This is a genomic window from Pseudorhodoferax aquiterrae, assembly GCF_014652235.1.
Taxonomy (GTDB): domain Bacteria; phylum Pseudomonadota; class Gammaproteobacteria; order Burkholderiales; family Burkholderiaceae_C; genus Pseudorhodoferax; species Pseudorhodoferax aquiterrae.
This window is the reverse complement of the sequence record NZ_BMYK01000002.1, coordinates 47,225-71,108: the sequence shown is the minus strand read 5'-3', so window position 1 is coordinate 71,108 and position 23,884 is coordinate 47,225. Positions and strand designations below refer to the sequence as shown.

At 69.5% G+C, this 23,884-nt stretch carries 24 protein-coding genes and 1 riboswitch; of the genes, 5 read left to right on the top strand and 19 right to left on the bottom strand.

Translation table 11 applies throughout. From position 1 onward, the window contains the following. Positions 1 to 5 precede the first annotated feature (5 nt). Genes otsB through clsB form a run of 3 tightly spaced genes read right to left on the bottom strand, consistent with a single transcriptional unit; the run spans position 6 to position 2,979 of the window. The gene (gene otsB, locus IE209_RS03030) at positions 6 to 749 is read right to left on the bottom strand and encodes a trehalose-phosphatase (RefSeq protein WP_189685554.1); all 744 of its coding nucleotides are present in this window, start codon (positions 747 to 749) and stop codon (positions 6 to 8) included. Beyond that, positions 746 to 1,726: a lysylphosphatidylglycerol synthase domain-containing protein gene (locus IE209_RS03025; protein ID WP_189685553.1), complete on the bottom strand. Its 981-nt coding sequence runs from the start codon at positions 1,724 to 1,726 to the stop codon at positions 746 to 748. Before IE209_RS03025 ends, otsB begins: the two co-directional genes overlap by 4 nt. Further along, positions 1,723 to 2,979: a cardiolipin synthase ClsB gene (clsB, locus tag IE209_RS03020; protein ID WP_189685552.1), complete on the bottom strand. Its 1,257-nt coding sequence runs from the start codon at positions 2,977 to 2,979 to the stop codon at positions 1,723 to 1,725. Before clsB ends, IE209_RS03025 begins: the two co-directional genes overlap by 4 nt. A 222-nt stretch (positions 2,980 to 3,201) precedes the next feature. Between clsB and IE209_RS03015 the strand changes: the two genes are divergently transcribed. Continuing rightward, the gene (locus IE209_RS03015) at positions 3,202 to 3,519 is read left to right on the top strand and encodes a helix-turn-helix transcriptional regulator (RefSeq protein ID WP_189685551.1); all 318 of its coding nucleotides are present in this window, start codon (positions 3,202 to 3,204) and stop codon (positions 3,517 to 3,519) included. 73 nt (positions 3,520 to 3,592) lie between these two features. Continuing rightward, positions 3,593 to 4,894 carry a type II toxin-antitoxin system HipA family toxin gene (locus tag IE209_RS03010; RefSeq protein WP_189685550.1) on the top strand — a complete coding sequence of 434 codons (1,302 nt, stop codon included), beginning with the start codon at positions 3,593 to 3,595 and terminating at the stop codon, positions 4,892 to 4,894. A 1-nt stretch (position 4,895) separates the two neighbouring features. Here the strand turns inward: IE209_RS03010 and IE209_RS03005 are convergent, their stop codons facing one another. Further along, entirely contained in the window at positions 4,896 to 6,176 is a 1,281-nt protein-coding gene (locus IE209_RS03005; protein WP_189685549.1) for an aminotransferase class V-fold PLP-dependent enzyme, read from the bottom strand. A 46-nt stretch (positions 6,177 to 6,222) separates the two neighbouring features. Here IE209_RS03005 and IE209_RS03000 point away from each other — a divergent pair, with 46 nt between their 5' ends. Further along, positions 6,223 to 7,122: a LysR family transcriptional regulator gene (locus tag IE209_RS03000; protein WP_189685902.1), complete on the top strand. Its 900-nt coding sequence runs from the start codon at positions 6,223 to 6,225 to the stop codon at positions 7,120 to 7,122. Here the strand turns inward: IE209_RS03000 and IE209_RS02995 are convergent, their stop codons facing one another. Together IE209_RS02995 and IE209_RS02990 are read right to left on the bottom strand one after the other, a co-directional pair. Further along, positions 7,123 to 8,016 carry an amino acid ABC transporter substrate-binding protein gene (locus tag IE209_RS02995; RefSeq protein ID WP_189685548.1) on the bottom strand — a complete coding sequence of 298 codons (894 nt, stop codon included), beginning with the start codon at positions 8,014 to 8,016 and terminating at the stop codon, positions 7,123 to 7,125. A 117-nt stretch (positions 8,017 to 8,133) separates the two neighbouring features. Continuing rightward, the gene (locus IE209_RS02990) at positions 8,134 to 8,961 is read right to left on the bottom strand and encodes an AraC family transcriptional regulator (RefSeq protein WP_189685547.1); all 828 of its coding nucleotides are present in this window, start codon (positions 8,959 to 8,961) and stop codon (positions 8,134 to 8,136) included. A 71-nt stretch (positions 8,962 to 9,032) separates the two neighbouring features. Here IE209_RS02990 and IE209_RS02985 point away from each other — a divergent pair, with 71 nt between their 5' ends. Continuing rightward, on the top strand, positions 9,033 to 10,268 hold the full coding sequence (locus IE209_RS02985; RefSeq protein WP_189685546.1) for an MFS transporter: 1,236 nt from the start codon (positions 9,033 to 9,035) through the stop codon (positions 10,266 to 10,268). A gap of 94 nt (positions 10,269 to 10,362) precedes the next feature. Here IE209_RS02985 and IE209_RS02980 read toward each other — a convergent pair whose 3' ends face one another. From IE209_RS02980 to IE209_RS02925, 12 genes are all read right to left on the bottom strand, one after another. Further along, the gene (locus IE209_RS02980) at positions 10,363 to 10,866 is read right to left on the bottom strand and encodes a 6,7-dimethyl-8-ribityllumazine synthase (RefSeq protein WP_189685545.1); all 504 of its coding nucleotides are present in this window, start codon (positions 10,864 to 10,866) and stop codon (positions 10,363 to 10,365) included. Between the two features lie 91 nt (positions 10,867 to 10,957). After that, a riboswitch (FMN riboswitch) is annotated at positions 10,958 to 11,112 on the bottom strand. 62 nt (positions 11,113 to 11,174) lie between these two features. Further along, complete coding sequence (locus IE209_RS02975; RefSeq protein ID WP_189685544.1) at positions 11,175 to 12,260, bottom strand: extracellular catalytic domain type 1 short-chain-length polyhydroxyalkanoate depolymerase; 1,086 nt, start codon at positions 12,258 to 12,260, stop codon at positions 11,175 to 11,177. A gap of 11 nt (positions 12,261 to 12,271) precedes the next feature. Then, the gene (locus tag IE209_RS02970) at positions 12,272 to 12,685 is read right to left on the bottom strand and encodes a ribbon-helix-helix domain-containing protein (protein WP_189685543.1); all 414 of its coding nucleotides are present in this window, start codon (positions 12,683 to 12,685) and stop codon (positions 12,272 to 12,274) included. Between the two features lie 61 nt (positions 12,686 to 12,746). Then, on the bottom strand, positions 12,747 to 13,667 hold the full coding sequence (locus IE209_RS02965) for a DMT family transporter (RefSeq protein ID WP_189685542.1): 921 nt from the start codon (positions 13,665 to 13,667) through the stop codon (positions 12,747 to 12,749). Positions 13,668 to 13,675: 8 nt separating this feature from the next. Continuing rightward, the gene (locus IE209_RS02960) at positions 13,676 to 14,551 is read right to left on the bottom strand and encodes a sugar phosphate isomerase/epimerase family protein (protein ID WP_189685541.1); all 876 of its coding nucleotides are present in this window, start codon (positions 14,549 to 14,551) and stop codon (positions 13,676 to 13,678) included. 12 nt (positions 14,552 to 14,563) lie between these two features. Beyond that, entirely contained in the window at positions 14,564 to 15,460 is an 897-nt protein-coding gene (locus tag IE209_RS02955; RefSeq protein WP_229882670.1) for an NAD(P)-dependent oxidoreductase, read from the bottom strand. Then, complete coding sequence (locus tag IE209_RS02950; protein ID WP_189685540.1) at positions 15,457 to 16,167, bottom strand: SDR family NAD(P)-dependent oxidoreductase; 711 nt, start codon at positions 16,165 to 16,167, stop codon at positions 15,457 to 15,459. Before IE209_RS02950 ends, IE209_RS02955 begins: the two co-directional genes overlap by 4 nt. Further along, positions 16,145 to 17,107, bottom strand: coding sequence for a Bug family tripartite tricarboxylate transporter substrate binding protein (locus tag IE209_RS02945; protein ID WP_189685539.1), 963 nt, complete (start codon positions 17,105 to 17,107; stop codon positions 16,145 to 16,147). The genes IE209_RS02950 and IE209_RS02945 overlap by 23 nt, the downstream gene beginning before the upstream one ends. Positions 17,108 to 17,152: 45 nt before the next feature. Beyond that, on the bottom strand, positions 17,153 to 18,334 hold the full coding sequence (locus IE209_RS02940; protein ID WP_189685538.1) for a dihydrodipicolinate synthase family protein: 1,182 nt from the start codon (positions 18,332 to 18,334) through the stop codon (positions 17,153 to 17,155). Positions 18,335 to 18,338: 4 nt separating this feature from the next. Continuing rightward, a complete protein-coding gene (locus IE209_RS02935; protein ID WP_189685537.1) occupies positions 18,339 to 19,502 on the bottom strand; it encodes a Gfo/Idh/MocA family protein in 1,164 nt (387 codons plus the stop codon). Positions 19,503 to 19,550: 48 nt separating this feature from the next. After that, complete coding sequence (locus IE209_RS02930; protein ID WP_189685536.1) at positions 19,551 to 20,519, bottom strand: tripartite tricarboxylate transporter substrate binding protein; 969 nt, start codon at positions 20,517 to 20,519, stop codon at positions 19,551 to 19,553. Positions 20,520 to 20,613: 94 nt separating this feature from the next. Continuing rightward, entirely contained in the window at positions 20,614 to 21,261 is a 648-nt protein-coding gene (locus IE209_RS02925) for a TetR/AcrR family transcriptional regulator (RefSeq protein WP_189685535.1), read from the bottom strand. 100 nt (positions 21,262 to 21,361) lie between these two features. Here IE209_RS02925 and IE209_RS02920 point away from each other — a divergent pair, with 100 nt between their 5' ends. Continuing rightward, entirely contained in the window at positions 21,362 to 23,062 is a 1,701-nt protein-coding gene (locus IE209_RS02920) for a thiamine pyrophosphate-binding protein (RefSeq protein WP_189685534.1), read from the top strand. Positions 23,063 to 23,117: 55 nt separating this feature from the next. On the opposite strand, the gene IE209_RS02915 is transcribed toward IE209_RS02920, so the two are convergent. Next, positions 23,118 to 23,558: an SWIB/MDM2 domain-containing protein gene (locus tag IE209_RS02915; protein WP_114470366.1), complete on the bottom strand. Its 441-nt coding sequence runs from the start codon at positions 23,556 to 23,558 to the stop codon at positions 23,118 to 23,120. Positions 23,559 to 23,884 lie beyond the last annotated feature (326 nt).

Below are 23,884 nucleotides of genomic sequence, written 5' to 3'. Positions count from 1 at the left end.
GGATCTCACAGGGCGAGCCAAGCGGCGAGGCCGGCGCGCACCGCGGCGGGGCCGGCGATGCGGTGCCGTGCCAGCGTTTCGCCGGGCCCGACCTTGATGCCGGTGCCGCCCAGCTGCTGCGCGACCTGGAAACCGGGTTCGTCGGTGGTGTCGTCGCCCAGGAACACGGGTTTGCGGCCGGCGAACGGCGCCTCCTCGAGGAAGGCACCGAGCGCCTTGCCCTTGTTGGCCAGCGAGGACTTGGCCTCGAAGACCATCTTGCCGTGCAGCAGCGTGACCCCGGGCGAGGCCGCGACGGCGGCTTCCATGGTGCGCCGGCACAGATCCTGCAGCTGCGGAGCCTGGCGGTAGTGCAGCGCCACGGCGCCGCGCTTGGGCTCCACGGCCAGGGCCGGGTGGTCGTGCAGCAGCTTGGCGGCGGCCTGCTCCACGGTGTCCAGCGAGGGCGTGGGCAACAGCACCAGGTTGCCATCGGCGGCGCGGCGCTCGCTGCCGTGCACGCCGGCCACGGGCAGGTCCAGCGGGTGCAGAAAGGTGTCGATGGCGCCGACGGCGCGGCCCGAGACCACGGCCAGCGCACCGCCCAGACGTTCGCGCAGCCCGGCCAGCAGCGGCACGAGGTCGGGCGGGATCACGATGGCGTCGGGCTCGGGCGCCAGCTCCACCAGGGTGCCGTCGAAGTCCAGGAACAAGGCCGACGATCGGGCGTCGAGCAGCGGAGCGAAGGAAAAGTCGGTGGCCTGGGTCATGCGTTGCGGGTGCGGTCCTTGTGGCGGATCTCGAAGACGAGGAAGGCGAGCACGGCCAATGCCAGTGGCGCCAGGTAGTACAGCGCGCGGTAAGCGAGCAGCGTGCCGATCAGCTGGGCCGGCGCGAGCTGCGTGCCCAGCAGCGCGACGAACACCGCCTCGAGCACGCCCAGTCCTGCCGGCACGTGGGTCACCACGCCGGCCACGGCGGCCAGCAGCAGCACGGTGAGCACGGTCACGTAGGGCAACTGGCCCTGCAGCAGCACGAAGATGGTGCCGGCAATCAGCGACCAGTTCAGGCAGGACATGGCCAGCTGCAGCAGCGCCGTGCGGCCCGAAGGCAGCGCGAAGGTCTGGCCCCGCAGCGTGAGCCTGCGCCGGCGCAGCAAAGCGCAGGCCGCCACGTAGCCCAGGGCCACGGCGGCCAGCAGCGCCCCGGCGATCTGCAGCACCGCATCGCTGATGTCCCATTCGCTGGGCAGCGGCAGCGGAAACAGCGCGAAGGCCAGGCCGCCCAGCAGCAGGTAGCCCAGCCAGTTGGTGACCATGCTGAGGGCCATGATGCGCGTGACCTGCATCTCGCCCAGCCCCAGCCGCCCGTACAGCCGGTAGCGCGACGCGACGCCGCCCACCAGCGCGCCCATGTTGAGGTTGAAGGCGTAGCTGATGAAGGTGACCAGCATGACCTGGGACGCCGGCAGCCGGTGGCCGACGGCGCGGCGGCCGAGCAGATCGAAGGTGGCGTACAGCAGGTGGCTGGCGCAGGCCAGGCCACCCGCGGCCAGCAGCACGGGCAGGGGCAGGTCGCGCAGCGTCTGCGCCACCTCGTTCCAGGCGATGTTGCGGGCCTGGTTGACGAGCAGGTAGGCCAGCAGCGCGAAGAAGGCCGCCCAGAACGCCTTGCGCAGCCAGGGCCACCAGGCACGCGCGCGCAGGGCGGGGCGGCGGGGTGCCGTCTCGGCCGCCACCGCGCTCATGGCGCGCCCTCGCGCGCTGGCGTGGGGCAGGCCTCGACCAGGCCATCGGTTTCCAGCGCGGGCACGAGCCGGGGGGTGTGGCGCGGCAGGCCGCCCAGCCAGCCCGGGTAGCGGCGCAGCACGTGGAACACCACGTAGCTGCGCAGCAATTGCCAGGCGCTCGGCTCGCCGATGGTGTCGCGGTCGATCTGGGTGCAGGCGTTGTCCACCAGGTGGTCCAGCCGGGCGCGCAGGGTCTGGTTGAACGCACGGTCGTGGATCAGCACGTTGGCCTCCAGGTTCAGCGCCAGGCTCAATGGGTCGAGATTGCTGGAGCCGACCGTGGCCCAGCGGTCGTCCACCACGGCCACCTTGCCGTGCAGCGGGCGCTCGCAGTATTCGTACACCTGCACGCCACCGCGCACGAGGTGGTGGTAGAGCATGCGGGCCGCCACCTTGACGATGGGCATGTCGGGCTCGCCCTGCAGGATCAGGCGCACCTGCACACCGCGCTGCGCGGCGCGCCGCAGTTCGCGGATCAGGCGGTAGCCGGGGAAGAAGTAGGCGTTGGCGATCGTCACGTGCTCGCGCGCGGCGCGGATGGCGAGCCGGTAGTAGCGCTCGATGTCGTTGGTGTGGCGCGTGTTGTCGCGCGTGACCAGCATGGCCTGGGCGTCGCCGGCCGGGGGCAGCGCCCGGGCACGTTGGCGCATCAGCGGCCGGTGGCGGAACCAGCGCCGCACGCCCTGCTGGTGGCGCAGTCCTTCGGCCAGCATGGCGTGCACGAAGCGGTGGATGTCGCCGACCAGCGGGCCGCGGATGCGCACCGAGTAGTCCTGCTTGGCCTGCGGGCCGAAGTCCATCAGATGGTCGGCCGAGTAGTTGATGCCGCCGATGAAAGCCACCTCGGCATCGACGACGACGATCTTGCGGTGCATGCGCCGCAGCATGTTGGTGCGCCACTTCCAGATGCGCAGGCCCGGGTCGAACACGTGCACGCGCACGCCAGCCTCGCACAGGCTGCCGATGAAGCGGTCCGACAGGTCGGGCGAACCGAAGCCGTCGATGGTCACGTCGATCTGCACGCCGCGCCGTGCGGCCTGGAGCAGGGCCTCGTGCAAGGCCAGCCCGACCTTGTCCTCGAACAGGATGAAGGTTTCCAGCACCACTTCCTGGCGGGCGTTGGCAATGGCGTCGAACACGCGGGGGAAGAACTCTTCGCCGTTCTCCAGGAGTTCCAACTCGTTGCCGCTGGTCCAGCGCGTGGCGTTCATGGTGGTGGTGGGACAAGGGACAGGCTTCAGGTGTACCTTGCGAGGGCGCGCGACCCTGTAGGACAAGGGCGGGCAGGGCTGTGTCGCGACGCCTTCATTTCCACTAGGAAGCCTGCAGATGATTCATGGAATATGCTTTTCTTAAGAAAAGCGTATTTCCTGACGCACGATCCTGGAGTTAAGCTATCATAAATAATCTTTCAGACAAGAAAGAGTAGTTCAATGAGCATCGTTGCCCAGTTGGCAGACGCCCGCAAGCGCCGGGGCATGACGCAGGCCGCGCTGGCCGAGGCAGCCGGGCTGTCGCGCATGACGGTCCAGCGCATCGAGAGCGGCGACATCGATCCACGCCTGTCCTCGCTGCTCGAAATGGCGCGGGTCCTCGGCCTGGAGGCGCTGGCCGTGCCGTCCGCGCTGCGGCCGGAGCTGGAGGCCTTCGTGCGTGCGGGGGGGCGCCTGCTGGCACAACCCGCCGGCGCCGGGGCGCCGCCCTCGGTGGTCGATGCCATCGGCCGCCAGCACGACGGGACGCCCGGGTGAGCGCAGCGCCGGCCCGTCCCAGGCAAGCCCGCTTCTCCCCGGCAGGGCAGGCCGCAGGCCGAAGGGGCCATCCATGAGCACCGCGATCCGCTACCTGCGCATGCACCTGCACCTGCCGGACCGCAGCCGCAGGGCGATCGGCTACCTCTCGCAGTACGGCGACATCCTGCGCGCCTCGTTCGATGCCGACTACATCGCCGACCCGGCGCGCCCGACGCTGTCGCTGGCGCTGCGCGGCGCGCGCGAGGAGGACACGCGCGCGATCCTCGCTGCGCCGCACGATGCGCGCCTGGTGCAGCTGGGTGGGCGCTGGCCGCCCTGGTTCGCCAACCTGCTGCCCGAAGGCCACAACCGCGAGCGGCTGGCGCGCGAGCGCCGCTGCAGCCCTGACGACGAGTTCGAACTGCTGGCGGCGGCCGGCCACGACCTCATGGGCGCGATCGAGGTCGAGCCCGTGCCCGCGCGCGAGGGCATCCCCGACGTGGTGCGCCACTGGCACACGGCGCTGGGCCTGGACGTGCTGGAGCCCGGCTTCGTCGAGGAGCCGGTGGAGGACGCGGCGGCCTTGCCCGGCGTGGTGACCAAGTTCTCGGCCGTGCAGGATGGCCGGCGCTACGTCGTGCGCCGGCATGGCCAGGCCGGTGCCTTCATCCTCAAGCTGCCGACCGCGCGGCACCCCGAGCTGGTGGCCAACGAGATGGCGGGCTACCGGCTGTGCGAGGCACTGGGCCTGTCCTGCGCCCAGGCCCGCATGATCTCGCGCACCGATGCCGAACTGCCCGAGCAGGTTCCCTTCGCGCAGATCCTGGCCGTGCCGCGCTTCGACCGCGGGCCCGAAGGGCAGCGCATCCACATGGAGGAATTCGCCCAGGCCCTGCAGTACCCGCCGCAGCACAAGTACGGCCGCGAGATGGTGCGCGACTACGCCACCATGCTGCAGGTGCTGGACCGCTACTCGGCCCGGCCAGTGGCCGACGTGCGCGAGTTTCTGGGGCGCTTCGTTGCCTTCGTCCTGATGGGCAACACCGACGCCCACCTCAAGAACTGGGCGCTGCTGTACCCCGACGCGCACCAGCCCGTGCTGGCGCCGCTGTACGACCCGGTCTGCGTGAGCGCGCTGTTCGCCGAGGTCGGCCCGAACGACTACGCCGTCAACCGCGCCATCGACGCGCGCCTGCGCGCCTTCGGCTGGGACCAGCTGGAGGCCATGCTCAAGGCCGCCCGCCTGCTGCGCGTGCCCAACCTGCTGCGCATCGCGCGCCAGCTGGTGCGCCAGGCCCAGGCCGACTGGCCGGCGCTGCTGCAGGAGGCGCCCGCCGCCGTGCGCGCCACCGTCGCCGAACGGCTTGCGGGCGGGGTGGCGCTGGCGGCCTGATTCAGGCGAAGGCCGCGGCGATCTCCTGCGTGGTGCGCAGGAAGCGGTCCACGTCGGCCGTGCCGTGGCAGTGCAGCGGCGACACGCGCACGGCGCCGGCCAGCCCGAACGACTCCAGCATGCGCTTGGAGTACAGGCTGGTGGCCACGCGCTCGTAGACCACCACGCCGCGCTGCTCGTACTCGCGCACGGCCTGCGCATGCTCCAGGCCGGCGATGCCGATGGCCAGAATCAGGTCGCGCCGGCTCAGGTCCTCGTGGTCCAGGAACACCTGCACGCCGCGCTGGCGGCGCAGGCCCGGCGCAGACGCACTGCCTTCGAGCAGACGGTGCAGCAGCGCGCGCTCGTGCAGTTCGATCTTCTCGATGCCGCGCACGAACAGCGCGCGCCGGTCGCCCGCTGCGCCGGACTGCGCACCCAGCCAGGCGACGTAGTCGACGATCTCGCTCATGACCGCGAATTGCCAGGGCGCGGCGCTCCCCAGGTCCCAGAAGTCGGGCTTCTTGGCTGCAAGCTTGTGGTGCGGCAACAGGGCGGCGCGGTCCGACAGCCAGGCCAGGCCCGAGCCGCGGCAGCCGAAGAACTTGTAGGGCGCGATGTTGATGCCGTCCACCGGCGTCTTCGCCAGATCGATCAGGCCGTGCGGCGCGTGCTGCACGGCATCGACGACGATGTAGAGGTCCGGTTTGATCGCGCGCGCGCGCCGCACGATCTCGGCGATGTCCAGCTTGGCGCCCGAGATGTTCGAGGCGTAGATCACGCTGAGCAGCGCGGTGTCGGCGTCGACGAGGCGGCAGATCGCGTCCACGTCGATGCCGCCCGTGACCGGGTTGGACGGCGCCACGCGCAGTTCGCGGCCGGTGCGCTGGGCGTACAGCTGCATGGCGTCGAACGAGGAGGGGTGCTCCAGCACGGTGGTGACCATGTTGCTGCCGGCCACGTTCTCGGCGATGGCGCGCACCATGTCGAACATGGCGCCCGAAGCCGTCAGCGCGGCATAGACGCTGCCGCCCTCGGCGTTGAGCACGGTGCGCAGATCCTGCGTGCCTTTTGCCTGCACCTGCTGCAGGAACACCGCGGTTTCGTGGATGCGCTCGGGGTTGTCGGGCACGGCGTCGATGCGCGCGAACTGCTCGACCGCTGCCTTGAGCCGGAACGAGCCACCCGCGTTGTCGAAGAACAGCCGCTCGCGGCCCGTGATGTCGTGGTCCACGTGCAGGAAGCGGGCCTTGATCTGCGCCTGCAGCGCGTCGGGAAACAGTTCACCTTTGGAGGCGGTCATGGGTAGGATCGGTTGAGTCAAAGTGATGGATGAGCGCTGGGCCATGATGACCTTCAAGCAACTCGAGGCGCTGTACTGGATCGGCGAGCTCGGCAGCTTCGCGCTGGCGGCGCAGAAGCTGCACACCTCGCAGTCGGCCGTGTCCAAGCGCGTGCACGAACTCGAGCAGGCCTTCGACACCGCGTTGTTCGACCGCAGCCAGCGCTCGGCCCGGCTTACCGACAAGGGCGAGGAGATGTTCCTGCTGGCCAAGGGCCTCTTGGACCAGCGCAACGCGGCCATCGAGCAGTTCGGCCGGGCCGAGGTGGTCGCGCGCCGCGTGCGCATCGGCGTGACCGAGCTCACCGCCATGACCTGGCTGCCGCGCTGGGTCGAACTGATGCAGGTGCACTACCCGCGGGTCACGCTGGAGCCCGACGTGGACAGCAGCGTGAACCTGCGCGAGAAGGTGCTGGCCGACGAGCTCGACCTGGTGGTCGTGCCCGATGCCTTCGCCGACACGCGCATCCCGAGCAAGCGGGTCGGCACGGTCGAGAGCGCCTGGATGTGCAAGCCCGGCCTGGTCGAGGCCGGCCGGCGCATCCGTTTGCACGAACTGGCCCAGCACCAACTGCTGCTGCAGGGGTCGCGCTCGGGCACGGGCCTGCTCTACGACAGCTGGATGAGGAACCTGGGCGTGCAGCCGGCCAGGCCCATCGTGGTCCACAACCTCGTGGCGCTGATGGGCCTGACGATCTCGGGCCTGGGCGTGAGCTACCTGCCGCGCGAGGCCGTCGCGCCCATGGTGCAGAGCGGCCTGCTCGCGGTGCTGGACGTGACGCCGGCGCTGCCGTCCGTGCCCTACGTGGCGATGTACAAGGGCGAGCACCGCAGTTCGCTGCTGGCTTCGGTCGTCATGCTGGCTCAGGAGAGCTGCGACTTCTCGCGCATGTTCCAGGGCGACTGATCAGACGCCGTTGCTGTTGGGGTTCTTGTAGATTTCCTTGACCGCGTCGGTCATCGGGAAGTTCAGGTTGGCGTTGCTCGGCGGAATCGGCCGCAGGAACCACTTGGCGTAGATCTCGTTGATCGCGCCCGAGGTCATGATCTCGGTCACGGTCTTGTCGACCAGCGCCTTGAAGGCCGGGTCGTCCTTGCGGTACATGATGCCGTAGGGTTCCTGGCGCAGCGATTCCTGCGTGAGGATCTTGAACTCCTCCGGGTTGGGCGCGGTGGCGATGAACCCGGCCAGCTGCACGTCGTCCAGGATGTAGGCCGCAGTGCGGCCCGAGGCCATCATGAGGAAGCCGTCCGCCGTGTCCTTGGCCGCGAGGTCCTGCACCTCGATGTTGCCCGAGCGCTTGTACGCGCGGAGCAGCTGCACACCGGTGCTGCCGGCCACGGTGGAGACGGTCTTGCCGTTCAGGTCGGCGAAGCTGTGGATGCCCGAGTTCTTCTTGACGGCCGCCGTGATGCTGGTCACGAAGTGGCTGGGCGCGAAGGCCACCTGCTGCTGACGCTGCACGGTGTTGGTGGTGGTGGCGCAGTCCAGGTCGACCGAGCCGTTGTTGAGCAGCGGAATGCGGTTGGTCGAGGTCAGGATCATGTAGCGCACCTCGAGCTTGGGCAACGCGAGCTGGGCCTTGACCGCATCGACGATCTTCAGGCAGATGTCGTTCGTGAAGCCGGTCGGATCGCCGCTGCCCGTGGGCTTGTAGGAGAACGGGATCTGGCTGTCGCGTGCGCCGATGGTGATGGCGCCGCTGGACTTGATCTTGGCCAGCGTGTCGGACTGCGCGGCTGCATGGCCGCAGGCCAGGGCGGCCGCCATGGCGATCGTCAGGGAGAAAAAGTGCTTCATGTCGGGGCCTCGGTCGGGTGGATGGGCAGGTCGACCGCGATTCTGGGAGCAAGCCGGCTGATCCAAAAGCGATTTAAGTTCATCGTTTTCCAGTCGGAAAAGCGATGGATCGGCGCATCAGCGGCCCTGGAAGCTGCTCGGCGGCTGGCCCATGGCGGCCTTGAACATGGCCGAGAACGCGCTGTCGCTCGCGTAGCCCGTGGCGGCTGCCACCTGGGCGACCGAGGCGCCCTGGACCAGCAGCGGCAGCGCGTGGGCCAGTGCCGCCTGCTGGCGCCACTGCTGGTAGCTCGTGCCCAGCTCGGCCTGGAACAGCCGCGCGATGGTGCGCTCGCTGGCGCCCACGTCGGCCGCCCATGCGGCCAGGGTGGTGCGCGCGGCGGGCGCCCGCACCACGGCCTCGCACAGCGCGCGCAGGCGCTTGTCGCCCAGCTGCGCATGCGGCATGGGCACGGCCAGGGCCTGCGGGTCGGCATGGGTGATCTCGTCGTGCACGAGCTGCATCAGCAAGGCTTCGCGCGCCGGCCGCAGCGGCTGGGCGTCCAGCCCCTGCACGCATTCGCGCAGCAGCGGCGAGGCCACGATCATGCGGCTGCCGCTCCAGCCGGCGGGTGTGAGGCTGGCGTGCAGGTACAGCGTGCGGAATTCGGCCGCTTCCAGCACGTCGATGCAGTGCAGCTGGCCCGGCGCGATCCAGACCGCGCGCGAGGGCGGCACGATGTAGGTCAGCTCCTCGCGCCGCTCGCTTTCATCGCCTTCGGGCAACGCGCGCACGCGCAGCGTGCCGGTGGCGCAGAAGGCCAGCTGGGCCCAGGGATGGCGGTGCGGCTCGAAGTGGGTGTCGGCCGGCATGGTGCGCGCGCGCACGCGGACCGGGCGTGCCGCATCGGGTGTGAAGGGATGGGTGTCGCCCACCGGTTCCAGGCGGGGATGTCGCTGGGCCATGGCGCGGATTGTCCGGTATTCGACGAACTCTGTCCTTTCGTCGCATTTCTGCAGGCGTAGCATCCGGCCCCATGACGACGACAACAGCGGACTCCCTGCCGGCGGGCCGGGTGAGCCTGAGACAAGACGCGCACGTGATCGGCCTGGTCGGCATCGCCCACCTGGTCAGCCACTTCAGCCAGCTGCTGCTGGCGCCGCTGTTCCCCTGGCTCAAGGACGACTTCGGCGTGGGCTATGCCGAGCTCGGCTTCCTGATGACGCTGTTCTTCGTGACCTCCTGCGCGGTGCAGGCGGCCTCGGGCTTCGTGGTCGACCGCTTCGGCCCGCGGCCCGTGCTGTTCGGCGGGCTGGCGCTGCTGGGGCTGGCGGCTTTCGGCTATTCGCTGAGCACGCACTACTGGATGCTGGCCGCGTTTTCCATCGTGGCCGGCATCGGCAACGGGGTGTTCCATCCGGTCGACTACACGCTGCTGAACCGCAAGGTCAGCGCCGCGCGGCTGGGCCACGGCTACAGCGTGCACGGCATCACGGGCAGCCTGGGCTGGGCGGTGGCGCCGGCCATGCTGGTGCCGATCACGATCGCGACCTCCTGGCGCGTGGCGCTGGTCTGCGCCGGCCTCTTCGCGTTCGCGGTGCTGGCGCTGCTGCTGCTGAACCGCGACAAGCTGGCGCTGCCCGCGGCGCCGGCCAAGGCGGGCGGCGGTGCGGCCGACAGCAGCTTCGGCTTCCTGCGCATCCCGGCGGTCTGGATGTGCTTCGGTTTCTTCTTCTTCTATGCCGTGGTGCTGGGCATCGTGCAGGTGTTCGCGCCCGGCGCTGCGCGCGAGCTGCATGCCGTGCCCGTGGCGCAGGCTGCGCTGTGCCTGACGGTCTACATGGTCTGCAGCGCGCTGGCCATGGTGGCGGGCGGCTTCCTGGTGGCTGACCCCACGCGCTGTGAGAAGCTGGTGGCGCTGGGCTTCGGCTTTGCGGCCTGCATCGCGCTGGCGCTGGGCCTGGCGCACCCGCCCGCCTGGATGGTGCCGGTGCTGTTCGGCCTGATGGGCCTGGGCGCCGGCATCGCCGGGCCCTCGCGCGACATGATCGTCAAGCGCGCCACGCCGGCCAATGCCAGCGGCCGCGTCTACGGTGTGGTGTATTCGGGCCTGGACATCGGCCAGGCCATCGCGCCCTTGATCTTCGGCACGCTCATGGACCAGCACCAGTACCGCAGCATCTTCATCGGCCTGGCCGTGGTGCAGGCGGTCATGATCGCCAGCGCGTTCAACGTGGGCCGCGTGCGGCGCACGGCCCTGGCGCCGGCCTGAGTGTCCGAGGCGCCTTCCGCCGCCCCGTGCTGGGGCGGCTGACGGTAGCGGGCATGGCGGCCCTGGCGTCCGCCCTGCCCGAGCTGCTGCGACGTTAGCCGGCGAGCAGCGCGTCCAGGCGCTGCAGGCCCGCGATGGTTTGCACGCAGGCCTGCGCCGCCTCCGTGCCTTTCACCGCGAAATGCTGGTGGAAGTACTTGCGGTGCTCCACATGCTCGTGGAAATGGTGCGGCGTCAGCACGGCCGAGATCATGGGCACGCCCGTCTCGAGCTGCAGGTCCATCAGGCGGCTGACCACGGTGTTGGCCACGAACTCATGGCGGTAGATGCCGCCGTCGACGACCAGCGCGCAGCAGACCACGGCGGCGTAGCGGCCCGACTGGGCCAGGCGCTTGGCGTGCAGCGGGATCTCGAAGGCGCCGGGCACGTCGAGCACGTCGATGCGCGCGCGCGGCACGCCCTGGCGCTCCATCTCGGCCAGGAAGGCGTCGCGCGCCTGGTGCACGATGTCGGCATGCCACTGTGCCTCGACGAAGGCGATGCGGCGCTGTTCGCTGCCGCTGTGGGAGGAGAGAGGAAGGTCGTTGAGCTGACTCATGGTGTTTCCTTGGAACAAGGTTGGCCTGAATCAGGGCGCACGAGCGCATGGCCCGCGCGCGGCCATGGCGGACGCGCGCGGAAACCCGCGATCGCGCTCTCTTTCATCCGGACTGTGACCGTCGGCTCCGGATTGGCACCGGATCTGCTGACCCTCGCACCGTGCGGTGCGAGGCGCTCGCGGGCTTGTGCGGGTTGCCCCGCCATCACCGCCGGTGGGGAATTGCACCCCGCCCTGAGAACGCTTTGCGCCGGCCGCAGAGGCCGGCGCCGCGCAATTCTAGGCCGCGCGCAGCCGCCCCGTGGCGTCTATGGACGCCTGTGCGACAGGAAGAAGCGCAGCATCTCGGCGCTGGCATCCACGCCGCCCGGTGCCGTGTGGCTGCCCTGCGCACTGCCGCCCGACCAGGCATGGCCCAGGCCGTGGACCACCCAATGCTCCACGACCGAGCGGCCGTCCGGCGTGCGGTGGACCGTGCGTGTGAAGGACTGGCCGCCGGGCGCGCGGCCCCGGGTGGTCTCGGCTTGTCCATCGCCCTGCGCGCGGGCCGCCGCTGCGGCAAGGGCCGCCCCGTTCGCAGGGTGCACGGTGCTATCGGCGTCGCCATGGAACACGATGGCAGGAAGGCCTTGGGGCTTGCCCGCGGCTGGGGTCGCGGGCCCGCTGCGCATGGCGGCCAGCGCGGCCGGCAGGTCAGAGGCAACCCCCTGCGGCAGGCCCGAGTGCACACCGATGGCCGCGAACACATCGGGGTGGCTGTGCCCCAGGATGTCGGCCATGGCCCCACCTGCCGATAGGCCCGCAACGTAGATGCGCGACGCGTCGACCGCGTGTTCGGCAGCGATCTTGCGCGTCAGCGCAGCCAGCAGATCGGGCTCGCCCCGGTCGCGCCGCTGGTGCTGGGCCTTGAACCAGTTCCAGCAGCGGTGCGCGTTGGCCTGCTGCGGTTGCTCGGGATAGAGCACCAGCACGCCGGCCTCGCGCGCCAGCGCGTTCATGCGGGTGCCGGTCGCGAAGTCCTGCGCATCCTGGGTACAGCCGTGCAGCATGACGACCAGCGGCCGTGGCGCGGGCGCAGGTCCGGCCGCGGTCGGCGGCACGTAGAGTCGGTAGTCCAGCGTGCGGCCGCGGTGGGCGAAGCTGCCGCGCAGCCATTGCTCCGGCGCGGCCGGGGACGCCGATGGGCCTGGAGAGGGCGGCGGGGTGCCGTCGGGCACGACGCGGCTTTCGGCGTCGATGACCATGTCGTCGGGAGGTTGCGGCGGCGGGGCGGCCGGGCCGCCCAGCCCGGCTTCGCGCAAGGTCCTCTGGATCAACTCGGTGGCCGCGTGCAACTGGCCGCCTTGTGTCAGCCGTGTGGCCTCGCCGAACAGATCGGTGAAGGGGTTCTTCATGGTGGGTGTTCTCAGGTGATGCGTCCGGCCAGCGCGGCGCGGACGGCCGGGCTCGCATGCAATGCGCCCAGCACGGTGATGGATTCGATGGTCTCCGCCGCAAGTTCTGCTGGCACATCGGGCGCGATGCTGGCCAGGCCCAGCACCCTGATCTGCAGTTTCTCGCCCGCCGCTTTGGCCCGCGTGAGGTCGGCGACCGAGAACTGTTGTAGTCCAAGCACCAGCATCTTGCGGGCAACGACCTGGCGCAGCGCGTCCCCATGCAAGGCCAGTTGGTTGCGGATGGCGGTGCGGATGAAGTCGCTGCGGTTGGCGTAGAAGCCCTCGGCGACCAGCAGGTCGACCTGGCCCAGGTCGACGTAGCCGAGGTTGATGGTCAGTTTTTCGGATTCGCTGACGCGTGGAATGGAAACGGTGGTCGCCATGAAACATCCTCCTGCCATCCATATGGATGGTGATTGGATGGTTTCAAGGGCCGCGCCGAAATCAGTCGGTCGAGGCGTCCAGTGCCAGGCGCTGCGCCCGCGCGGTGCGGCCGCGCTGGTCGTGCACCACATATAGCCCGGAGCCCAGCAGCAGCGCGATGCCGCACCATGCCCAAGCGTTCGGCACGTCGCCCCAGACCACATACCCCAGCAGCACGGCGAACAACAAGGCCGAATAGCGGAATGGTGCCGTGAGCGACACCTCGCCCTGGCGCATGCACTGGATGATCAGGAAGTAGCCGGCCACGAGGAACACCGCGGCCGCCCCGAGCCAGGCCAGGTGCACCAGGGCGAAGGGCCGCCACCCTTGGAACAGCGACAGCGCCCCGGCCAGCAGCGTGACGGCCAGCGCCGTCGACAGGGTGACGACGATGGAGGGAATGGCCGGGTCGATGCGCCGCGTCAGCAGGTCGCGCGTGGCGTGGAACAGCGTGCCCGCCAGGCACAGCAGTGCCCAGGCGTTGAATCCGTCGCCCGCCGGCTGCACCACGCACAGCACGCCGGCGAACCCCACGGCGACCGCGAGCCAGCGTGCGGCGCCCGGGCGCTCGTGCAGGAACCAGACGGCGAACACCACCATGAACAGCGGCGCCGCAAGGTTGATGGCCGTGGCATTGCCGAGCGGCAGGTGGAACAGCGACAGCAGGTACATCACCGTGGCGCAGGCATCGACCAAGGCCCGCGACGCCACGCGGCGGTGCACCACGTGCCGCAGCTGTGCACCGGCACCCAGCAGAACGGCCATGCCCAGCACCAGCAGCGAGGCCAGCGCACCGCGCAGGAAGATCAGCTGCGCCGAGGGCATGGCCTCGCTCACATGCTTGACGATGGCGTCGTTGACGACGAAGCCCGCCATGGCCCCCACCATCATCCAGATGCCGCGTCGGTTGGCGGCGGCGTGGGTCGGGGGAGCGGAATGCACGGCGCGGTTTATACCGCGCTCTTGTGGCGTGCGACGCAGGTGTCCAGCACTTCGCCACCGGGCCGCTGCCACCAGTCGCGCTCCGAGAAGATCTCGACCTCGGCGAAGCCCGCGAAACCGGCCTGCTCGACCCATCCACGGATCTTTTTCAGCTCCACCACGCCGTCGCCCATCATGCCGCGGTCGTTGAGCAGGTCGCGCGTGGGCGTGAGCCAGTCGCACACGTGGTAGGCCAGAAGGCGCGTGTGCTCCGCGTCGCCGGCGCGCGCGATCTGCTGCTCGAGTTTGGGGTCCCACCAGCAGTGGTAGACGTCCATGGCCACGCCCAGCATGCCGGTCTGGCCGGGGTCGAGCGCGTCGCACAGGTCCAGCGCGTGCTCCAGCGTGTTGATGCAGGCGCGCTCGGCGGCCTGCATGGGGTGCAGCGGCTCGATGGCCAGCGGCATGCCGACCTCGCGGGCGTACTCCAGCGAGGCGGCGATGCCGTCGCGCACTTCGTTGCGCGCGCGTGCGATGTCGGTGTACTGGGGCTTGCCCGAGAGCGCGCCGGGCAGCGAACCGACGACGAGCACGAGACAGGCCGCGTCCAAGGTTTTGGCCTCGTCGATGGCGCGGCGGTTGTCGTCCAGCGCAACGGCCAGGCCAGCCTGGTCGGCGGCGGTGTAGAAGCCGCCGCGGCAGTAGCCCGACAGCTGCATGCCGTGCTCCTTCAGCTGGCGGCGCGTGGCCTGCAGGCCGGCGGCCGCCACCTGGTCGCGCCAGGGGCTGATGGCGCGGATGCCGCGGCGCGCGCACTCGTCGATGATTTGCGGCAGCTGCCACTGCTTGCGCACGGTGGCGGTGTTCATGGACAGCCATTCGTGGCTGGAGGAGAAGTCGCGCATGGGGTGGGCGGTTCAGGATGAAGAAGGGGGAATGCGCTCGCGGCGCAGCTGGCGCACGATGGCGGCGTTGTCGAGTTCGCCGTCACCGGCCGCGATGGCCGCGCGCATGAGGGCGGCGTGGGTCTGGGACAGCGGCAGGGCCTGGCCTTGCGCCGCCGCCGCGGCCAGCATCAGGTCCACGTCCTTGAGGTGCTGGCGGATGCGCGACTGCGGCGCGAAGCGTTCCTCGACCATCATGCGGCCCTTGGCCTCGGCCGCGCCCGAGCGCGCGGGCGTGGCCAGCACGAGTTCGAGGAAGGCCGCGGGCGCGATGCCCAGCCGCTCGGCGAAGACCATGCCTTCCGCCAACACGGCGCGGTTCAGGCCCAGCACGAGGTTGGTGGCCAGCTTGGCGCGCGCGCCCATGCCGGGGCCGCCCACGTGCACGCGGGTGGCGGCGATGCAGTCCAGCAGCGGCGCGGCGCGGACCAGGGTGGCCGCATCGGTGCCGACCAGCATGGTGGCCTGGCCGGCCGCGATCTGTTCGCTGGAGCCGGACAGCGGCGCTTCGACGAAGCCCAGGCCGCGCGCGGCGAGCCGGCCGGCCAGGGCTTGCAGCTGGTCGGGCTCGCCCGTGGAGCAATCGATGAGCAGTTGCGTGCGCGGCGCCGTGCCCGCCAGCAGGCCTGTCGCGCCCTCCACGCTGTCGATGACACCGGCCGTGTCGAACACGGCGAGAACCACACGGTCGCAGCGTTCGCCCAGCGTGCGCGCGCTGTCGGCCGCGTCGAAGCCCTGCGCTGTGAAGCCCGCACGCGCTTCTGGCCGGATGTCGTGGCCCAGCACAGGCATGCCGGCCGCGCGCAGGCGCTGGGCGATGGCCTGGCCCACGAGGCCCAGGCCGATCAGGCCGACCGGAGCGCCCCTCACAGCGATGCCCCGCCGCAGACGCGGATGTCCTGGCCCGTGATGGGCGCGGCTGCGGGCGAGAGCAGGAAGCCCACGAGCGCGGCGATCTCGTCGGGTTCGATGAGCCGGCCCATGGGCGGCAGCTTGGGTTGTTCGGTCTGGCGCGCCGGATCGTCCAGCATGCCGGTGCGCGTGGCGGCCGGCGAGACCACGTTGACCGTGACGCCCTGGGCCACGACCTCGGCCGCCCAGCTGCGTGCCAGTGCCAGCATGGCGGCCTTGGTGGCGGCGTACTGGCTGCGGCTGGCCACGCCGCTGGCCACGCGGCTGCCGATCAGCACCACGCGGCCGTGGCCGGCGCTGGCCATGGCGGGCAGCAGGATGTTGGCGATGCGGCTCGGTGCGTCCACGTGCAGCTGCCACATGCGGGCGCCGTCCTCGGGCTGCAGGCGGCCCAGCGGTGCCACGCGCAGCACGCCGGCGGCGTGCACGAAGGCCTGCACACCCTCGGCCGCGCGGGCGGCCGCTTCGGTGGCCATGCCGTCGGCCAGGTCCACCTGCACATGGCGGTAGCCCGCATGGTCGATGGTGGCTGCCGCGCGATCCATGCCCGTCACGGCCCAGCCCTGCCCGAGCAGGGCCCGGGCGATCGCGGCGCCGATGCCGGCGCTGCTGCCGGTCACGACGGCGCGGGCCTCACGCGCTTCACTCGGGGCGGATGTTGGCATCGGCAATCGTCTTGAACGCGCGCGCCGTGTCGTCCTTCTGGAAACGCGCGAACTCCTCGGGGCTGCCGCCGCCGAGCAGGATGCCCTGGCTGGTCAGCCGTTCCTTCATCTCGCCGGCCAGCGCCTTGTTGACTTCGGCGTTGAGCTTGGCCGTGATCTCGGCCGGCAGCTTCGCCGGGCCCCACAGGCCGTACCAGCTGTAGAACTCGTAGCCGGGGATGGTCTCGCCGACCGTGGGCACATCGGGCAGCGTGGGCAGCCGCGTCTTGGAGGTCACGGCGATGATCTTGAGCATGCCGCTCTTGTAGAACGAGGTCGCACCCAGCACCGGGTCGACGAAGCCGGCGATCTGCCCGCCAACGAGATCCTGGTAGGCCGGGGCCGAGCCCTTGTAGGGGACGATCTGCAGGTTCAGGCCCGCGCTGCTCTTGATGAGCTCGGTCGAGAAATGCCCGGCCGAGGCGATCGAGCCGACCGCGAAGCTGAGCTTGCCGGGGTTGGCCTTGGCATGCGAGATCAGCGACTTGACGTCGGTGATGGGCAGGTCCTTGTTGACCGAGACCGACAGCGGCGCCTTGGCCACCAGGGCGATCGGCGTGAAGTCGGTCAGCGGGTCGTAGGGCGGCGTCTTCAGGAAGTGCGTGGAGGTCGTGAAGGTCGAGGCGTTGAACAGCAGCGTGTAGCCATCGGCCGGCGACTTGGCCACCGCGCCCGCACCGATGGTGGCGTTGCCGCCGGGCCGGTTGTCGACGATGAAGTTCTGGCCGGTCTGCTCGCTGAGCTTTTGCGCGAGCAATCGGCCCACGGTGTCCAGCGTGCCGCCCGGCGGGAACGGGATGATCACGCGCACGGGCTTGTTGGGGTAGTCGTTGGCCAATGCGGCCGTGAATGGCAGTGCGAGGGCGAGGGCCGTCAGGGCGCGGCGTGAAAAGGCGTGCATGTCTGTCTCCAACTGTGGTGGGGGCCGCGCCTGCGGCCCCGGGGCTCAAGCGATGCCGTGGACCGCCAGCAGCGCGCGCATGCGCTGCACGGCCAGTTCGGGTTGCTCCAGCACGTTGGCCGCATCGGCCAGGCGGAACAGTTCTGCCAGGTGCTGCAGCGAGCGCGTGCTCTGTTGGCCACCGACCATGCTGAAGTGCTTCTGGTGGCCGTTGAGCCAGGCCATGAACACCACGCCCGTCTTGTAGAAGCGTGTGGGCGCCGCGAAGATGTGGCGCGACAGCGGCACCGTGGGGCCCAGGATGGCGTGGAAGCGCTCCAGGTCTCCCTGGGCCAGCGCACCCAGGCCGGCACTGGCGGCCGGCGCGATCGCGTCGAAGATGCCCAGCAGCGCATCGCTCTGTCCGTGGGTCGGCGCGCTGCCCCAGCCGTCGCCGGCGATCAGCTCGGCATAGTTGAAGTCGTCGCCCGTGTACATGCGCACGCCCGCGGGCAGGCGCCGGCGCATGGCGATCTCCTTGTCCTTGTCGAGCAGGGAGATCTTGATGCCGTCGACCTTGGCCGGATGGACAGCGATCACGGCCAGGGCGGTATCCATGGCTGCGTCGGCGTCGTCGCTGCCCCAGTAGCCCGCCAGGGCCGGATCGAACATCGGGCCCAGCCAGTGCAGCACCACGGGCTGCTTGGCCTGCGACAGGATGCGGCCGTACACGCGCTCGTAGTCGGCCGGGCTCTTGGCCACGCGGGCCAGCGCGCGGCTGGCCATGATGATGAGCTTGCCGCCGAGCTTCTCGATGGCGGCCATCTGCTCTTCGTAGCCGCGGATCACGTCGTCCACGCTCTTGACGCTGTCGATGTCCAGGTGGTCGGTGCCGCAGCCCGAGGCCACGAAGGCGCCGGGGTGGTCTCGGGCCGCGTCCAGCGAGCGGCGGATCAGCTCCAGCGAGGTGGGCCAGTCCAGGCCCATGCCGCGCTGGGCCGTGTCCATGGCCTCGGCCACCCCCAGGCCCAGCGACCACAGGTGCTGGCGGTAGGCGATGGTGGCGTCCCAGTCCACGGCGGCCGTGAGCCAGGGATCGACCGCGGCCAGCGGGTCGGCCACCACGTGCGCGGCCGAGTAGGCGATGCGGTTGAACTTCAGGCCGGCCGGCGGGCGGGCCAGCGGCTGGCCGCGCAAGGTGTAGTCGGCCAGGCCTTGCGGCGTGGGGAGTTGGATCGAGAGCGCCATGGCGTCAGACCTTCAGTTCGGGCACGTCGACCCAGCGGCGTTCCTTGTGCGACTGCAGCGCGGCCTCGACCAGCTGCACGCCCTTGGCGCCCTCGGGCAAGGTCCAGCTGTAGGGTGCGTCTTCGACCACGTGGCGGATGAAGTGCTCCCACTGGATCTTGAAGCCGTTGTCGTAGACCATGGAATCGGGCACGTCCTGCCACTGGTCGAAGAAGTTCATGGTCTGCTTGACGTCCGGGTTCCAGACCGGGCGCGGCGTGGTCACGCGGCTCTGGGCCCGGCAGTCCGTGAGGCCCGCCACAGCCGAGCCGTGCGTGCCATCGACATGGAAGGTCACGAGGTCGTCGCGGCGCACGCGCGTGGCCCAGCTCATGTTCAGCTGGGCAATGACATCCTCGCCGCCGTGGCCCTTGAGCTGGCAGGTGGCATAGGCCGCGTCGTCGGCCGTGGCCGTGTATTCCTTGCCGGCCTCGTCCCAGCGCTTGGGGATGTGCGTGGCGGCCAGGCAGGAGACGGATTGGACCTCGCCGAACAGGTTGTCCAGCACGTAGCGCCAGTGGCACATCATGTCCAGGATCATGCCGCCGCCGTCTTCGGCGCGGTAGTTCCAGCTCGGGCGCTGGATCGGCTGCAGGTCGCCTTCGAACACCCAGTAGCCGAACTCCAGGCGCACCGACAGCATGCGCCCGAAGAAGCCGGCGCGGCGCAGCATGTCCAGCTTGCGCAGGCCGGGCAGGAACAGCTTGTCCTGCACGGCGCCGTGCTTGAGGCCGGACTTGCTGGCCGTCTTGGCGATCTCCATGGCCTCGGCCAGCGTGGTGGCGATGGGCTTTTCGCAGTAGACGTGCTTGCCGGCGCGCAGCGCCTGGGCCAGCAGCGTGGGGCGCATCTGCGTGGTGCCGGCGTCGAAGAACACCGTGTCGTCTTTGTTGGCGAGGGCCGCTTCCAGGTTGGTGCCCCAGCGGGCGATGCCATGGGCCTTGGCCAGTGCCTCGATCTTCTCGGCGTTGCGGCCGATCAGGATGGGGTCGGGCATCACCTTGTCGCCGTTCGACAGCGTGACACCGCCCTGGTTGCGGATGGCGACGATGGAGCGGATCAGGTGCTGGTTCATGCCCATGCGGCCGGTGACACCGTGCATGATCAGACCAAGGCGTTGGGTAGGCATAGCGGACTTCCTGCGAACGTGAGGGGGAAACGGAAAGGGGCGGGGCGGTCAGTTGGAGGGCGAGAGTCCGGCTGCCTTGACCAGCTTGGCGTTGGCCTGGATCTCGGTCTTGATGTAGGCGTCGAACTCTTCGGGCTTCATGGTCCAGGCGTCGGCGCCGAGCTTGGCGAAGCGCTCCTTGACCTCGGGACTGGCGAGCGCCTTGAGCACTTCGTCGTGCAGGCGGTTGACGATCTCGCGCGGTGTCTTGGCCGGGGCCATCATGCCGATCCAGAAGTTGAATTCCGAGCCGGGCACGCCGCCTTCGGCCGTGGTCGGCACGTCGGGCAGGGCGCTCGCGCGCTTGGGCGAGCCGACGGCCAGCGCCAGCAGCTGGCCGTCCTTGATCTGGCCGATCACGGGCGCGATGGGCGAGAAGTAGTAGTCCACGCGGCCGGCCAGCACCTCGGTGACGGCCTCGGCCGAGCCCTTGAAGGGGATGTTGGTCGCGTCGATGTGGGCGGCCATCTTGAACTTCTCGGCGTTCAGGTGGGTGGCGCTGCCCTGGCCGGCGGAGGCGAAGTTCAGCTTGCCGGGCTCGGCCTTGGCCTTGGCCACCAGCTCCTGCACCGACTTGATGCCCTTGGCCGGCGAAATCACGAGCACGTTGGGCGTGCTGGAGATTGGCGTGACGCCAGCGAAATCGGCCACGGTGTCGAAGGGCAGCTTGGCGAAGGTGGACGGGCTGACCGTGTGCGAGGACGAGTGGATCATGACCGTGTAGCCGTCCGGCGCGGCCGTGGCCACGGCCTGCTGGCCGATCGTGCCGCTGGCGCCGCCGCGGTTGTCCACCACCAGGGTCTGGCCCATGCTCTGGCCCATCTTGTCGGTGATGGCGCGCGCGATGATGTCCGTGGTGCTGCCGGCCGCGAACGGCACGACCACGCGGATCGGCTTGTTCGGGTAGTTGCCCTGGGCGGCGGCGAAGGCCGGTAGCAGAGCGGCGGCGAGCAGGGTGGCCAGGCGGGTCGAGGTCATGTCGGGTCTCCGGATGTTGGCTGGTGTTTTCACCAAACGGTGAATTGCCGCATTCTAGGAACCCGAACTTCCCGGCGTCAACGCGCGCCCTGGCTCAGCTCCTAAGTACATACCCTAGGACGACCTCGCACATGTGGGACAGGCGTTCGTGCTGGGCCTTGGGCGTCATGAGGTCGCGGCCGAACACGGCGCGCAGCGTGTGCTGGTTGGACAGGTAGAAGTACGCCATGCCGGCGATGGAGACGTACAGCTGCAGCGGATCGATGCCGCCGCGGAACAGGCCCTCGACGCGGCCGCGCTCCAGGATCTGGGCCAGCGTGTCGATCAGTGGCGAGTTCATCTCGCGCACCCGGGCCGATTGCGCCAGGTGCGCGCCGCGGTGCAGGTTTTCGCTGTTGAGCAGGGTCAGGAACTCGGGGTGTGCGAGGTAGTAATCCCAGGTGAACTCGGTGAGCCGGCGGATCGCCTGGGCCGGCGGCAGCTCCTCCAGGTGCAGCTGCTTCTCGGCCTCGCGGATGTCCAGGTAGGTCTGCTCCAGCACGGCCAGGAACAGGCCGTCCTTGCTCTCGAAGTAGTAGTAGATCAGGCGCTTGTTGACGCCGGCGCGCTCGGCGATGCGGTCCACGCGGGCGCCGGCCAGGCCGTAGCGCGCGAACTCCTCGCGCGCGGCGTCCAGGATGATCAGCTGCGAGCGGTCGGCGTCGCGCGTGCGCGGTTCGGTCGGGGTGGGGTTGGCGCTCATGGCTGAATAGTTAACTGTTTGGTGAATAAAGGCAAGGCGTGTAGACCCTCGGCCCATAATGGCCGCCGTCTTTCGCAACGCAGCTTCCCACAGGAATTCCATGAGCAAACAGATCGCGGGTCATTTGTTGGTGCAGTGTCTGGTCGAGCAGGGCGTGAGCCACGTGTTCGGCGTTCCGGGCGAGAGCTATCTCGCAGCCTTGGATGGCTTCCACGCGTACCGGGACCGCATCCAGTTCGTCATCAACCGGCAGGAGGGCGGCGCCGCTTTCATGGCGGAGGCGCATGGCAAGCTGACAGGCCGGCCCGGCGTCTGCTTCGTGACGCGCGGGCCGGGTGCCACGAATGCGTCGATCGGCGTGCACACGGCCTTCCAGGATTCCACGCCCATGGTGCTGTTCGTCGGCGACGTGGCCAGCGACTCGCGCGACCGCGAGGTGTTCCAGGAGGTCGACTATCAGAGCTTCTTCGGCCCCAGCACCAAGGGCTTCGCCAAGCGCGTGGAGCGCATCGACGACGCGCGCCGCATTCCCGAGTACGTGGCGCGTGCCTTCGCCACGGCCATGAACGGCCGGCCCGGCCCCGTGGTGCTGGCCCTGCCCGAGGACATGCTGGTGCAGGAGGTCGAGGTGGCGCCGCTGCCCCGCGTGGAGCCGGTGCAGGCCTGGAGCGACCCCGGCGCGCTGCGCACGCTGCGCGAGATGCTGCTGGCGGCGAAGAAGCCGCTCGTGATTGCCGGCGGCAGCGGCTGGACGCCGCAGGCTGCGCAGGCGCTGCAGCGCTTCGCGGAGAACTGGAAGCTGCCGGTGGGCAACGCCTTCCGCTTCCAGGACACCTTCGACAACTGGCATCCGCAGTACGCGGGCGACATCGGCATCGGCATCAACCCCAAGCTTGCGCAGCGCATCAAGGACTGCGACCTGGTGGTGGCGATCGGTCCGCGCCTGGGCGAGATGACCACGGGCGGCTACACCCTGCTGCAGGCCCCGCGCAGCGCGCAGAAGCTGGTGCACATCCACGCCAGCGCCGAGGAGCTCAACCGCGTCTACCAGGCCGACCTGGCCATCAACGCGACCATGAACGCGGCGGCGCGCTCGCTCGAGGTGCTGACGGCGCCGACCAGCCTGCCGTGGGAGGAGTGGACCCAGGCCGCCAATGCCGAGTACCTGGAGAACCTCAAACCCCAGACACTGCCGGGCGACATCGACATGCCGGCGATCGTCGGCCTGCTGCAGAAGCATCTGCCCGCCGATGCCGTGGTCACCAACGGCGCCGGCAACTTCGCGAGCTGGATGCACCGCTTCTTCCGCCACCATGGTCTGGCCAAGGGCCACAAGACGCAGCTGGCGCCGACCAATGGCGCGATGGGCTACGGCGTGCCGGCGGCCATCGCTGCGGCCATCACGACGGGGCGTGTGGCCTTCACGATCGCGGGAGACGGCGACTTCCTCATGAACGGCCAGGAACTCGCCACGGCCGCGCAGTGCGGTGCCAAGAGCATCGTCCTGCTGCTCAACAACGGCATGTTCGGCACCATCCGCATGCACCAGGAGCGCGAGTACCCGCGGAATGTGAGCGGCACGGCGCTGGCCAACCCCGATTTCGTGAAGCTGGCCGAGGCCTACGGCTACGCCGGCGTGCGCATCACGCGCACCGAAGAGTTCGAGGCGCAGCTGCTGGCGGCGCTGGAGCGGCCGAACGGCACGCTGATCGAGGCGGTGCTGGACCCGGAGGTCATCACCACGCGCGGCACCTTGAGCGCGATCACGCAGGCGGCTTTGAAGAGGGCTGGCAAGGCCTGAGCGCCAATGAAAAAGGCCGGCAGAGCCGGCCTTGCGAGAGACGGTGGAAGCCGTCTTACTTGAGGTGCTTGCCGATCAGGCCAGCCATCTCGAACATGGACACCTGGGCCTTGCCGAAGACTTCCTTCAGCTTGGCGTCGGCGTTGATCATGCGCTTGTTGACGCTGTCCTGCAGCTTGTTCTTCTTGATGTAGACCCACAGCTTGCTGACCACTTCGGTGCGCGGCATCGGTGCGGCACCGACCACGCCAGCCAGAGCTGCGCTGGGCGTCAGGGCCTTCATGAAGGCGGCGTTGACGGCGCGCTTCTTGGCAGGTGCGGCGGCCTTCTTGGCCGGCGCTGCCTTCTTGGCAGGAGCTGCGGCCTTCTTTGCCGGAGCCGCAGCCTTCTTGGCGGGGGCCGCGGCCTTCTTTGCCGCCGGTGCCTTCTTCGCTGCGGCCGGTGCCGCCTTCTTCGCCGGTGCCGCTTTCGCGGGCGCTTTCTTTGCAGTTGCCATGATTGAGATTCCTTTTTGGTGTTGCGTTGTCACCAGCGAAAAAAACCTTCCTCACTGGCAGAGCGGATGCTAATGGAGAAGAAACGCCTTTCCAAGAGAGAACAAGCCCTTTTTCGCTCTGCGTGGCGAGGATTTTTCGCGTGCCAACGCGCTGCGTGCGCGGGTGCCGACGAGCGCGTCGCACGGCGTGCGCGGCGGGGCGCGCGGCCTGCGTCCACGGCGGGGCTGCACGGTACTGCCGCGCTGGTAGCGCGCATCTCCCTGGTGCGACATTGGTGTTGGAAAGAAAATCATCGAAATTTCGAATTTCTGATAAGTAGAATGAC